This is a genomic window from Sphingomonas gei (assembly GCF_004792685.1).
Lineage (GTDB): Bacteria > Pseudomonadota > Alphaproteobacteria > Sphingomonadales > Sphingomonadaceae > Sphingomonas > Sphingomonas gei.
The window spans coordinates 200,763-212,785 of sequence record NZ_SRXT01000004.1 but is presented as its reverse complement, the minus strand read 5'-3'; the positions used below and the strand labels follow the sequence as shown (position 1 = coordinate 212,785).

The following is a 12,023-nucleotide window of genomic DNA, read 5'->3' as shown; positions in this document are numbered from 1 at the left end:
CTGACTAAATCCCGCACGGCAGCGCTGGAGCGGGCGAAGGGATTCGAACCCTCGACCCCGACCTTGGCAAGGTCGTGCTCTACCCCTGAGCTACGCCCGCTCTGGCGTTCTGCCCCGTGCTGCAAGCGCTTCGGGGCGGGTGAGGCGCGGCCACTAGCAGCGGGGTTCCGGCAGTGCAACCCCCTACAAGCGATTCGGGAAAAGGCTTGGCGCGCGCGGCGCAAACCCCCACATAGCGGCGCAACCCGACATCACCCCCAGGAGCATCGCTTTGGCCACGCTTGGATTGTCCCCGCAAGAGAAGGAAGCCGTCGAAGCCTTCCGCCGCGATGTCGTCGAGCCGTCGATGACCAGCCTCGTCGTCATCGATTTCTGGGCCGAATGGTGCGGCCCGTGCAAGGCGCTGACTCCGGTGCTCGAAAAGGTCACCGCCGATTACGCCGCCAAGGGCGTCACGCTGGCGAAGGTCGATGTCGACGCGAACCAGTTCATCGCCGCGCAATTCCAGGTGCGCTCGATCCCGACGGTCTATGCGATGTTTCAGGGGCAGCTCGTCGCCGACCTGACGTCTGCGCGCACCGAGACCCAATTGCGCACGATGCTCGATCAGATTCTGCGCCAATTGCCGGTGCAAAGCGAGGAAGCCGAGGCCGAGGCCGAGCTAGAGCCGTTGATCGCGATGGCCGAGCAGGTACTCCACGACGGCGACAACGCGCGCGCGCTTTCGATTTTCGAGCAGATCGCCGAGATGGCGCCCGAACATCCGCAGATCGCCGCCGGCCGCGCGCGCGCGCTGGTAGCGCTCGGTCGCGTAGATGAGGCCGAGGGGGTGCTGGCGGCGCTTCCCGAGGAGGCGGCCAAAGGCGCGGAGATCGAGCAGGCACGCGCCGCGCTGGCGCTCGCCCGCGAAGTGGCTCCGGTCGAGGACCTTTCGGGGCTCGAAGCCAGGGCCGCGAGCGGCGACATGGACGCGCGTTACGAACTCGCCGGTGGCCAGATGGCGGCGGGCGACCGTGACGCGGCGACCGCAACCCTGCTGGCGATGATCGCCGAAGATCGCGAGTGGAACGAAGGTGCCGCCAAGGCGCGGCTGCTCAAGCTATTCGAGGCAGTCGGCCTCGAGGATCCCTGGGTGTCGGCGCAGCGCCGGAAATTATCGGCGATCCTGTTCGGATGACCGCGACGCGGCTCTCGGTGTTCCCGCTGGCGGGGGCATTGCTCTTCCCGCGGATGCATTTGCCGCTCCACATCTTCGAGCCGCGCTACCGTGCGTTGATTTCCGACGCGCTCGCGCGCGACCGGCGGATCGGCATGATCCAGCCGCGCGATGCCAACGAGCCGCCAGCCTTGTTCGATGTCGGCTGCGTCGGCCGGATCGCCGAAGTCGAGGCGCTGCCCGACGGGCGCTACGATATCGTGCTCGAGGGCCTCACTCGGTTCACCGTGCTGCGCGAGCTCGACGTCACGACGCCGTTCCGGCAAGTCGAAGCCGAGCTGGAGGCGGCCGGCGAGGAGGAAGTGCTTGCGATCGCCGAGCGTGCCTCGCTCGAAATGGAGTCGCGGCGCTTTGCCGACGGGCTCGGCTATGCGGTCGACTGGGAGGCAGTGACGCGGCTCGACGACGAATCCCTGGTCAACGGCATCGCCCAGATCGCGCCGTTCGACGTCGCCTCGAAACAGGCGCTGCTGGAGGCCGACGGGCTTTCCGCGCGCGCCGAGCTGATCGTCCAGCTGATGCAGTTCTTCGGTCGCCACGGCGAAGAAGGCGGAGTGACGCTACAATGATCGATCCGTGGCTGCTCGAGCGGCTGGTATGCCCGGTCACGCGCACTCCGCTGCGCTACGACGAGACTGCGGCGGAACTCGTGTCCGACGAAGCTGGCCTCGCTTATCCGGTGCGCGATGGCGTGCCGGTCCTTCTGGTCGAAGCGGGGCGGCAGCTCCGCTAGGACGTGATCCTTCTGTTCCCCAAGCCCAATCTAGCGGCGGCTGAGCCGATAGGTGCCGGTGAACGTCACGTTCGCCCCGCCACAGGCACCATTGTCGTTCGCCAGCAGATAGGGGCCGAGCAGGCGCAATTGCACGCGGCAACGATAGGTCTCGTCCGGCGCGTCCTCGAAGGAGCGCGCCGCAGTCCCGCTTTCGGCGCCCTCGTCGACCGAAAAGGCGATGCGGTCGCCGCTGGCTTTCACATCGACTGCGAATTCGCCGACATGGACTGCGCCGATCGCGACCCGCTGGGGATCGGAGGCCCCCCACGTTGCGGAGCCGGCGACATGCAGCGTGCCACCTCGGCCCGCCGCGACTTCTATCTCGGACTCCCAGGCTTTCCAGACGCCCTGCCAGCCGGTCCCGGGGGCGATCCGGGCCAGGCCCGCGCTTTGGAGCCAGCCACTACGCGTCTTCCCGGTCGGGCTGACGAAGGTGACCGACGTGAAGCCGCCGTGCGTGCCATTGGCCACAAGCAAATCGCCAGTGACGACATAGGCGCGGCTGGCGCGCGGCTTCGCGCCTTCGACGGCGTCGAAGAAATAGAGCTTCGCGCCCGGCTTGACCTGCACCAGCCACGCATCCGCCAGCGGATCGGCGGGCTGGACTGCAACCGGCGCCGTCAGCAGCAGCATCGCCGCGAGCAGCGCCATCACACCGCCAAACCCTGGAGCAGCCTGGGCACATCGCCGCTCTCGCCGCGCGCCTCGGCCATGAACCAGGTCTTGAGCGGCGGCAACTTGTCGACCGCGGACAGGCCGAGGCGGCGCACGCTCGCCGCGGTCTTGCCGGGCACGCCGAACAAGCGAGTGAGGCCATCGGTCGCGGCAGCGACCATGAAGGTGTCGAGCCCGCGCCAGCGCTGGTAGCGCGCGAGCAATTGCGGATCGCCGAGGTCCATGCCCAGCCTTTTGCCGTCGACCAGCACTTCGACCAAAGTCGCGACGTCGCGGAAGCCGACATTGACGCCCTGCCCCGCGATCGGATGAATCCCGTGCGCGGCGTCGCCGACGAGCGCGAGCCGGTTCGACGTGATCCACGCCGCATGATGGAAGCCGAGCGGGTAGCTGAACCGCGACGACAGCGGACCGAGCGGACCGAGAAACCCGCCCATCCGCTTTTCGACTTCGGCGAGATAGCCGCGCTCGGAAATCTTGTTCATCCCCGCCGCGTCGCGCGCATGGACCGTCCACACCACGGCCGAGCGATGGCCATGTTCGTCGTCGAGCAACGGCAGGATCGCGAACGGACCTTCGGGATAGAAAATCTCGAAGGCGATGTTCTCGTGGCTGCGCGCGTGCCCGAGCGTCGCGACCATCGCCGCATGGTCATAGCTCCACCGCGCGGTCTTGAGCCCCGCGGCGTCGCGGGTCGGCGAGTTGCGGCCCTCCGCGGCGACCAGCAGCGGCGAGCGAACGACGGCGCCCGAATCGAGCGTGGCAGTCACGCCGAATTCGCCGCGCTCGACCGACACCGCGCGGGTCTTCATCCGAAGATCGACACCCGGCGCGGCCTGGGCAGCCTCGAACAATGCGGTCCGCAGGATGCGGTTCTCGAACATGTGGCCGAGCGCCGCTTCTTCCGCAGCGGGCACGAAATCGAGCTTGCCGGACGCCAGCCCGTCGCTGACCCGGATGCCCTCGATCGGACACCCCTTGCCGGCGAGCTGGGGCGCGACTCCGATCGCTTCGAACATCCGCATCGGCGCGCTCGCGATCGCCGAGGCGCGTCCGTCATGGCCGGCCGCAAGGATCGTCTCGGGATCGGCGGGATCGACGACGATCGACGTCAGGCCATGGGCATCGAGTGCGGTGGCCAGCGCGCTGCCGACCAGTCCGCCGCCGAGAATGAGTATGTCCGCGCTATCCATGGCGCCTTCCTAAGGTGTTTCGAATGCCGGTGCCAGTCCGAGTCCGGCAGGTACAAAACAGGTCCAGCTTGACGTCAGATCCCCGGTGAGCGATGATTCACCCGCACCCCCTGACATTTTGGAGACTGGGCCATGGCGTCCCGGGCACAACCGTCGCTGTTGCGCGACACGATGAAGGCCGGCGTGCGCCGCAGCAGCGCATTGATCGGCGGAACCCTGTTGTTCCTCGCGACCATCGGCGTCGTGCTGGCGCTGCTCACCTATAATTCGCAGGATCCGTCGCTCAACACGGCCTCCGGCGGGCCGGCGCGCAACCTGCTCGGTCTGCCCGGCGCGTGGATCGCCGATCTTCTGCTGGCGACATTGGGCCTGCCGGCCGCATTGCTGGCGCCGGCGGGGCTCATCATCACCAATCGGCTGTGGCTCGATCGGCCGCTCGGCGACTGGAAAAGGATGCTGCGCGGCGCCGTGATCGGCGTGGTGCTGATGGCGACTGCGCTCGCTTTCTTCTCGAGCGATTCGGTGCTGTGGCTGGTCGGCGGCTGGGGCGGCGTGATCGGCCTCTCGATCGCCGGACTGTTCAGCTGGATGATCGGCTTCATCGGCGATCCGGTGCTGATCTTCTGGATGACGCGCGGGCTGGGGCTGATCTTCGCACTCTCTGGCCTCTGGCTCTGGTGGCGCAGCCTCGACTTCACGCTGCCCGAGCGGACCAGCATCGGAATGCCGCAGCTGTTCGGACCGGGCAAGACGCCGCTGCTGCGCGGCCCCGAGCCGCAGGAGCTGCGCGAAACCCGCGAGCCGCCCGAACCGCGCGAGCCCCGCAAACTGGTGGTGCCCGACAACCGCCCCGGCCCGGTCATCGCCGAGCCGAGCATCGGGCCCTCGCCGGCCCGGCCCAAGCCGCCGGTGCAGAGCAGCCTGGACTTCAGGGACACCTACAAGCTGCCGCCGCTCGATTTGCTCAAGGCGGCGCCGCCCAACCAGAATCCACAAATCGACAAGCTCGCGCTCGAACGCAACGCGCGGCTGCTCGAAAGCGTGCTCGACGATTTCAACGTGAAGGGTCAGATCGTCGAAGTCCGCCCCGGCCCGGTGGTGACGATGTACGAATTCGAACCAAACGCGGGGATCAAGGCGAGCCGCGTGATCCAGCTCGCCGACGACATCGCCCGCAACATGAGCGCGATCTCGGCGCGCGTCGCGACGATTCCGGGGCGCACCGTGATCGGCATCGAATTGCCCAACGCGAAGCGCGAATCGGTCAATCTCCACGAATTGATCGGCAGCGAAGCCTTCGAAGCGCAGGGCGCGACATTGCCGCTCGTGCTCGGCAAGAATATCGGCGGCGATCCGGTGATCGGCGATCTCGCGCCGATGCCGCATCTGCTCGTCGCCGGCACCACCGGTTCGGGCAAGTCGGTCGGGCTCAACGCGATGATCCTGTCGCTGCTCTACCGGCTGACTCCGGACCAGTGCCGGATGATCATGATCGATCCCAAGATGCTCGAACTGAGCATCTACAAGGACATCCCGCATCTGCTCGCCGACGTAGTGACCGACCCGCCCAAGGCAGTCCGCGCGCTCAAATGGGCGGTCGAGCAGATGGAGGACCGCTACCGGATGATGGCGAGCGTCAACGTCCGCAGCCTCGCCAGCTTCAACGACAAGGTCCGCCAGGCCAAGGCGAAGGGCCAGAAGCTCGGTCGGAAAGTCCAGGTCGGCTACGACCCCGAGAGCGGCCGGCCGATCTACGAGGAAGAAACGCTCGAGCTGGCGCCGCTGCCGCAGATCGTCATCATCGTCGACGAGCTCGCCGACCTGATGATGACCGCGGGCAAGGAAGTCGAATTCCTGATCCAGCGGCTCGCGCAAAAGGCGCGCGCGGCGGGGATCCACTTGATCATGGCCACGCAGCGCCCGTCGGTCGACGTCATCACCGGCGTGATCAAGGCCAATCTGCCGACGCGGATCAGTTTCCACGTTACGTCGAAGATCGATTCGCGCACGATCCTCGGCGAGCAGGGCGCCGAGCAACTGCTCGGCAAGGGTGACATGCTCTACATGCCGGGCGGCAAGCAGATCGTTCGCGTCCATGGCCCGTTCGTCAGCGACGATGAAGTCCAGGCGGTCGCCGATTTCTGGCGCGCGCAGGGTTCTCCCGATTACATCACCGCAGTCACCGAAGAGCCCGAGGATGGCGGCTTCGCGCTCGAGGGCGGTCCCGACGGCGACGATTCGCCCGAGGATCAGCTCTATCGCCGCGCCACGCAATTGGTCGCCGAGAGCCAGAAGGCGTCGACGTCATGGCTTCAGCGCCAGTTGCGCGTCGGCTATAATTCGGCCGCGCGACTGGTCGAGCGGATGGAGAAGGACGGGCTGGTCTCCCGCCCCGACCATGTCGGCCGCCGCGAAGTGCTGATGGACACCGACGGGCGGCCGCTCTGAGGATCGTTTCGTCGGGGAACGGGTTCAGGGGGCATTCAAGCCGCGCTTGCTAGCGGTTCTGCTAAAGTATTCGGAGAAGATTGACGTGTTTGCACGCCCCCTCGCCCTCACACTGTTCGCTGCGCCCGCGCTGATCGCCGCGGCGCCTGCGGGCGAGCTCGCCCAGGTACAACAGCATCTGCAGGGTGTGACCAGCATGACTGCGGCTTTCAACCAGACCGACCGCAACGGCCGCGTGCTGACCGGCACGATGACGCTCAAGCGCCCCGGCAAGATCCGCTTCCAATATCAGAAGGGCGTCCCCCAATTGATCGTCGCCGATGGCAGCAGCCTCTATTTCATCGACTATCAGGTGCGCCAGGTCGATCGCTGGCCGATCGGCAATTCGCCGCTGGCAGTTTTGCTCAATCCCAAGCGCGACATCACCAAATTCGCCAAGCTCAACGCGACCGGCGATCCGCGTGTCGTTTCGATCGAAGTCCACGACCCGGCGCATCCCGAATATGGCCGGATCACGATGATCTTCCAGAAGAACGCCGCCGGTCCGGCAGGGCTGATGCTGCAGGGCTGGGTGGCGCTCGATTCACAGAATAACCGCACGACGATCCGGCTGTCGGGCCAGCAGATCAACGGCAACGTCTCCGACGGAGCGTTCCGCTGGAACGACCCGCGGAGCAAAGGTCCCCGGAATCGCTGAGTTTTCTGACTATCGTTCATGCTGGCGACAGGTTGCGGCCTCTAGAAACGGACCTGCGGATGTGGGGCGGTACTCGGGATTTTCCCCCTGTTGCTCGAGGTCGAACCACTTCCCGCCTGCGTGACGAACGCTAGGTCGGCCCTCGCTCCAATGCCCCCGGAGCGAGGGCCTTTCCGTATCCGGCAGACCGCCTTACATCGCCCCCGATGAAGATCGCTTCCTGGAACATCAATTCGGTCCGCTTCCGCATCGAGATCGTCGAGCAATTCCTCCGCGAGGAGGCGCCCGACATATTGTGCCTGCAGGAAACCAAGGTGATCGACGGCGACTTCCCCGAATCGCCGTTCCGCGCATTGGGCTATGACCACGTTATCAAGCACGGCCAGAAGATGCACCACGGCGTGGCGATCATCAGCCGCGTGCCGGTGATCGAGGACGATCGTTTCGACTGGCAAGCGAATCAGGAAGCGCGCCATGTCGGGGTTCGACTGCCCAACGGTGTTCGCCTCGAGAATGTCTATGTCCCGGCCGGCGGCGACGTCCCCAACCGCGACGTGAATCCCAAATTCGGCCAGAAGCTCGATTTCGTCGAACGCATGACGCAATGGGCGGCGGAGCTGGACGTGCCCACTATCTTGACCGGCGATTTCAACATCGCGCCGCTCGAATGCGACGTGTGGAGCCACAAGCAATTGCTCGACGTGGTCAGCCACACGCCCGTGGAAGTCGAGGCGCTGGGGCGGTTGCAGGCAGCGCACGACTGGGTCGATCTGGGCCGCCGCTTCATCCCCGCGCCGGAGCGCTGCTTCACCTGGTGGAGCTATCGCTCGAAGGATTGGACCGCCAACGATCGCGGCCGCCGGCTCGATCACATGTGGGCCAGCCGCGAAGTCGCGGAAAAGGCGACCAGCCACAAGGTGTGCGAGCCGTGCCGCAGCTGGCTCAAGCCATCGGACCATGTTCCGCTCGTCACCGAGTTCGACTTTTGACGAATCCGCGCGCCGTTGCCACCGCGGTCGACGCGCTGCGCCGGGGCTGGCCGGTGGCGATCCGCGGGCGCGACGCGACGCTCAAGCTGCTGGCGATCGAAACCGCCGACGCCGAGCGGCTCAAGGCTTTCGACCCCGAAGGCGTTGCACCGGTGTTGCTCTCCGCCGGGCGCGCAGCGACTCTCAAGCTCGCCAACCAGCGTGAGGCGGCGGCGCCCGACGGGCCGGTGCTCGTCGAACGCGTGCCCTGGCTCGATTTCGACACCGCGACTGCACTCGCTGACCCGCAGCTGGACCTTGCGACTCCGCTCAAGGGGCCGTTCCGGGCGATCGAAGTGGAAGCGCCCGACGCCGCCGCCGCGGCGCTGCGCCTGGCGCGGATCTCCGGTCTGTTGCCGGCCTTTTTCGCGACTCGGGGGACGGACGATGCAGCGATTACTCCCGCCGACATCGACGCGCACGAGGACGCGGACCGGCTGCGCATCGTCGGGCGCGCGCGGCTGCCCGTCGCCGGCGCAGAAGACAGCGAGATCGTCGCTTTCCGAACCGACGAAATGCCGGGCGAGCATGTCGCGCTTCTGATCGGCCAGCCCGACGGCAACCCGCCGCTGGTCCGGCTCCACAGCGAATGCCTGACCGGCGACGTACTCGGCAGCCTGAAATGCGATTGCGGACCGCAGCTAAAGGCGGCGATCGCCGCAATCGAGACGAGCGGCTGGGGCATATTGCTCTATCTGCGCCAGGAAGGCCGCGGGATCGGGCTGATCAACAAGCTGCGCGCCTATGCGCTGCAGGACCAGGGCTTCGACACCGTCGACGCCAATACCCGTCTGGGGTTCGCCGTCGACGCGCGCGACTTCGCCGTCGCCGGGCGGATGCTCGCTTTGCTCGGCCAGAGGACGATAAGGCTGCTGACCAACAATCCGGACAAGGTGGCGGCGTTGGAAGCCGCGGGGATCATTGTTGCCGAGCGAGTAGCGCACAAGCTGCCCCCCAATCCGCACAACCAAGGCTATCTCGCCACCAAGCGCGACCGCACCGGCCACCAGCTCTAAGGCAGGACGATCACGCCGGCGCGCGCGCCTTGCGAACCAAAGGTCACACCAAGGTCACACTGTCGCGCATGTCCAGCGGCGAGTGGGCCATGCCGGAATGCATAAAGGTCCGGCGCAGTTTTCGGTCGCGATCGATAATCTCAAAGAGCGGCCGCCGGGTGGCGGCACATCGATGCCAGCAGGCGAAATCCTACATTGCAAGCGGAAATCCGACCGGATCTAGGCAATCAGCCGGGCGACCGCGTCGAAGTCGGTCGCGATCGCCTGGACGCCGAGCGCGCGCAGGCGATCGGCATGGTCGGGCGCGCAATGCGTGCCCGCGCACAGCCCGACGACGAAGGCCCCCGAGGCGACCGCGCCGGTCACGCCCACCGGCGAATCCTCCAAGATCACGCAGCGGCGAATGTCGACGCCGAGCGCATCCGCGGCATGGAGATAGACATCGGGCGCTGGCTTGCCGCGCGCGACATGTTCGCGACCGCTGAAGATCTTGTCGCCAAACGCCGCGCGCACGCCGAGATGATCGAGATGCCGGGTGATCCACTCGGTGCTGCTCGACGAGGCGATCGCGCGCGGCAGCGCTTCGGGAAGGCTCTCGATGAAGCGGATCGCCCCGGCGACAGCGGGGAGGCCCTCCTCCAGTGCGCGTCGATCCTCGACCGCGCGCACCGCGTGGAAATCGTCCGGGACCGCGCGGCCGATCCACGATTCGATCGCTCCGAGAAAATCGGCGCCGGCCAGCCCCATGAAATTGGCCATCGAATCCTCAGCCGTGGTCGGATGGCCGATGCCGGTCAGATATTCGGCGATCTGGCGGTTTCCGGCATATTCGCTCTCGAGCAGCACCCCATCGAAATCGAAGATCATCGCATCGAATTTCACTCACGCTCTCCGAACAAGGCAGTGCCGACTCGGACGTGCGTGGCACCGATGGTCACTGCGGTCTCGTAATCGCCCGACATCCCCATGCTGAGGTCGGCAATGCCATGGTCGCGGGCGAGCTTGGCGAGCAGGGCAAAATAGGGCGCCGCCTCGACCTCGAGCGGAGGGACGCACATCAGCCCACCCACCGGCAGTTCCGCGGCGCGCGCCTCGCCCAGCAGGGCCGAGAGATCGGCGACCGCGCAGCCGCCCTTTTGCGGCTCGTCGCCCACATTGACCTGGAGAAAGCAGAGCGGGCGCTTTCCGACCTTGTCCGTTGCCCTGGCCAATGCCTGGACGAGCGAGGGACGATCAACCGAATGGATGGCATCGAAGAGCGCGACCGCTTCCTCGGCCTTGTTCGACTGAAGCTGGCCGACCAGGTGCAGCGAAACACCCGTCGTCTCGCGCAACTCGGGCCATTTGGCCGCCGCTTCCTGCACGCGATTCTCGCCGAATACGCGCTGTCCGGCCTCGATCAGCGGCTGGATCGCAGCGGCATCGTGCATTTTGGATATCGCGATCAGCTCGACCGATTCGGGCACGCGGCCGGCGAGCTGCGCGGCGCGGGCGATCTTCTCGCGAACTTCGGCGAGCCGGGTTGAGGCTTCGTCTATGGGCATGCGCCGCGCTATAGGCGGGCCGATGCCACCCCGCCACCCTCTGCCGCACCTCTGGCTGATGACCGACGAGCGGATGGGCGAATCGCTGTGGAATGCGCTCGCGCGGCTGCCGCGCGGGAGCGGGGTGGTGTTTCGGCACTACGGCTTGCCGCTGGCGGAGCGGCGCGCGCTATTTGCCCAAGTGACGCGGATGGCACGGCGCCGGGGGCTGCTGGTGATCCGCGCCGGCGCAGAGCGGCTCGGTCGCGGCGAAGCGGGGGTCCATGGTCGCCGCGGCGCGGGATTGCGCACTTGGCCGGCGCATTCTCGACGTGAGGCGGTTGCGGGGATACGGGCAGGCGCCGATCTGCTGTTCGTTTCGCCGGTATTCGCGACGCGCTCGCATCCGGGGGCGCCGGCACTGGGGCGGGCGCGGCTTGGGCTGATGATCCGCGGGCTTGGGGTGCCGGTGATCGCGCTCGGCGGGATGGATCCGCACCGCGCGGCGGGGCTGCGGCCGCTGGGGATTTACGGCTGGGCGGCGATCGATGCTTGGATAGGACAACCTGGTTCCCCTGCGAAAGCAGGAGCCCAGGATTATCTACCGCCCCGCTTGTGGCGCTAGGCTCCCGCTTTCGCAGGACAGCGCGACGATCTCAGGGGTGAATTAGCCGCATGAGATCCCGGCCTTGGCGGGATGCCCGTTGGCGTCAGAAGCGGAAGGCAGTGCCCACATAGACCGCCTGGCTGTCGCGGCGGTTGTCGGTCACCTTGGGCAGGCGATCCTGCTCGCTCTTGTAGCGCACGCCCGCCGTCACATCGAAGTTGCGCGTCAACGAATAGCTGCCGCCGACATCAATCGAATAGCTCGGCTTGTCGCCGATCAGGACCGGCGTGTTGGCCAGCGGACGCTCGGTTGCGGCCTGGACGCGGCCAGTGACTCGGCTGCCCGAATAGCTGACGCCCAGATTGGCGCGCTCGGTGCTGCCCGGCTGGGTGACGAGTTCGACGCGAGTCACGTCGCCGGCGACGGCAAAGCGCTTCCAGCCGACCGACACGCCGAGATTATAGGCAATCGGCGCGAGGCTCACCGGCGTCGCTGCGATCACGTCGTTGCGGCTGGCGATCGCCGCGGTGCGAGTCGAACGCGCACGGACCGCAACGGTCACCGCGCGGCCGCCGCGGCGCGATTCGGAGGGCGTGAAGCGGAAGCCGGCTTCGGGCATGCCGCTGCGCGCGAGGATCGCGGCAAGCTTGGGATCGGCGGCGGCGGGCGTGAAGGTGCCGATGCCGCTGCGCAACGCCGTGGCCGGCCGCAGGGCATAGCCGCGCTCGACCCTGCCATTTTCCTGCGCCTGGAGCGCGGGTGCAACGAAAGCGCCGGCGGCGCAGATCGCCCCCAGCCCCATCACCGTCGCCCAACGTGCCAAACGCATTTTCATCCCCTTTTAT

Annotated in this window: 13 protein-coding genes and 1 tRNA gene; 8 read left to right on the top strand and 6 right to left on the bottom strand. The window is 66.9% G+C overall.

Annotation, left to right across the window (positions count from 1 at the left end; genetic code table 11):
* Positions 1–25: 25 nt before the first annotated feature.
* Positions 26–100, bottom strand: a tRNA-Gly gene (locus E5A73_RS10820).
* A 186-nt stretch (positions 101–286) separates the two neighbouring features.
* Here E5A73_RS10820 and E5A73_RS10815 point away from each other — a divergent pair.
* From E5A73_RS10815 to E5A73_RS10805, 3 genes are read left to right on the top strand one after another with little or no spacing between them, the layout of a single operon-like run.
* The gene (locus tag E5A73_RS10815) at positions 287–1,177 is read left to right on the top strand and encodes a tetratricopeptide repeat protein (RefSeq protein WP_135964220.1); all 891 of its coding nucleotides are present in this window, start codon (positions 287–289) and stop codon (positions 1,175–1,177) included.
* Positions 1,174–1,785, top strand: coding sequence for an LON peptidase substrate-binding domain-containing protein (locus E5A73_RS10810; protein ID WP_135963846.1), 612 nt, complete (start codon positions 1,174–1,176; stop codon positions 1,783–1,785). The genes E5A73_RS10815 and E5A73_RS10810 overlap by 4 nt, the downstream gene beginning before the upstream one ends.
* The gene (locus E5A73_RS10805; RefSeq protein WP_135963845.1) at positions 1,782–1,949 is read left to right on the top strand and encodes a Trm112 family protein; all 168 of its coding nucleotides are present in this window, start codon (positions 1,782–1,784) and stop codon (positions 1,947–1,949) included. The genes E5A73_RS10810 and E5A73_RS10805 overlap by 4 nt, the downstream gene beginning before the upstream one ends.
* A 30-nt stretch (positions 1,950–1,979) precedes the next feature.
* Here E5A73_RS10805 and E5A73_RS10800 read toward each other — a convergent pair whose 3' ends face one another.
* Positions 1,980–2,642 carry a hypothetical protein gene (locus E5A73_RS10800; protein ID WP_135963844.1) on the bottom strand — a complete coding sequence of 221 codons (663 nt, stop codon included), beginning with the start codon at positions 2,640–2,642 and terminating at the stop codon, positions 1,980–1,982.
* On the bottom strand, positions 2,642–3,859 hold the full coding sequence (locus tag E5A73_RS10795; RefSeq protein WP_135963843.1) for a UbiH/UbiF/VisC/COQ6 family ubiquinone biosynthesis hydroxylase: 1,218 nt from the start codon (positions 3,857–3,859) through the stop codon (positions 2,642–2,644). The genes E5A73_RS10800 and E5A73_RS10795 overlap by 1 nt, the downstream gene beginning before the upstream one ends.
* Positions 3,860–3,991: 132 nt before the next feature.
* Here E5A73_RS10795 and E5A73_RS10790 point away from each other — a divergent pair, with 132 nt between their 5' ends.
* The 4 genes from E5A73_RS10790 (at position 3,992) to ribA (ending at position 9,048) form a co-directional block, all read left to right on the top strand.
* The gene (locus E5A73_RS10790; RefSeq protein WP_135963842.1) at positions 3,992–6,307 is read left to right on the top strand and encodes a DNA translocase FtsK; all 2,316 of its coding nucleotides are present in this window, start codon (positions 3,992–3,994) and stop codon (positions 6,305–6,307) included.
* Positions 6,308–6,392: 85 nt separating this feature from the next.
* Positions 6,393–7,004, top strand: coding sequence for a LolA family protein (locus E5A73_RS10785; RefSeq protein ID WP_476712829.1), 612 nt, complete (start codon positions 6,393–6,395; stop codon positions 7,002–7,004).
* Positions 7,005–7,210: 206 nt separating this feature from the next.
* Positions 7,211–7,993: an exodeoxyribonuclease III gene (locus E5A73_RS10780; RefSeq protein WP_135963841.1), complete on the top strand. Its 783-nt coding sequence runs from the start codon at positions 7,211–7,213 to the stop codon at positions 7,991–7,993.
* Positions 7,990–9,048, top strand: a complete 1,059-nt coding sequence (ribA, locus tag E5A73_RS10775) for a GTP cyclohydrolase II (protein WP_135963840.1) — start codon at positions 7,990–7,992, stop codon at positions 9,046–9,048. Before E5A73_RS10780 ends, ribA begins: the two co-directional genes overlap by 4 nt.
* A gap of 219 nt (positions 9,049–9,267) precedes the next feature.
* On the opposite strand, the gene E5A73_RS10770 is transcribed toward ribA, so the two are convergent.
* Together E5A73_RS10770 and E5A73_RS10765 are read right to left on the bottom strand one after the other, a co-directional pair.
* Positions 9,268–9,930 carry an HAD family hydrolase gene (locus tag E5A73_RS10770; RefSeq protein WP_135963839.1) on the bottom strand — a complete coding sequence of 221 codons (663 nt, stop codon included), beginning with the start codon at positions 9,928–9,930 and terminating at the stop codon, positions 9,268–9,270.
* Positions 9,927–10,592 (bottom strand): YggS family pyridoxal phosphate-dependent enzyme, encoded by a 666-nt coding sequence (locus E5A73_RS10765; RefSeq protein WP_135963838.1) that lies wholly within the window; start codon positions 10,590–10,592, stop codon positions 9,927–9,929. The genes E5A73_RS10770 and E5A73_RS10765 overlap by 4 nt, the downstream gene beginning before the upstream one ends.
* On the opposite strand from E5A73_RS10765, the gene E5A73_RS10760 reads away from it, so the two are divergent.
* Positions 10,591–11,196 (top strand): thiamine phosphate synthase, encoded by a 606-nt coding sequence (locus E5A73_RS10760; protein WP_338112865.1) that lies wholly within the window; start codon positions 10,591–10,593, stop codon positions 11,194–11,196. The two genes, E5A73_RS10765 and E5A73_RS10760, sit on opposite strands and share 2 nt — an antisense overlap.
* Before the next feature lie 85 nt (positions 11,197–11,281).
* Here E5A73_RS10760 and E5A73_RS10755 read toward each other — a convergent pair whose 3' ends face one another.
* The gene (locus E5A73_RS10755; protein ID WP_240700131.1) at positions 11,282–12,007 is read right to left on the bottom strand and encodes a hypothetical protein; all 726 of its coding nucleotides are present in this window, start codon (positions 12,005–12,007) and stop codon (positions 11,282–11,284) included.
* Positions 12,008–12,023: the final 16 nt, after the last annotated feature.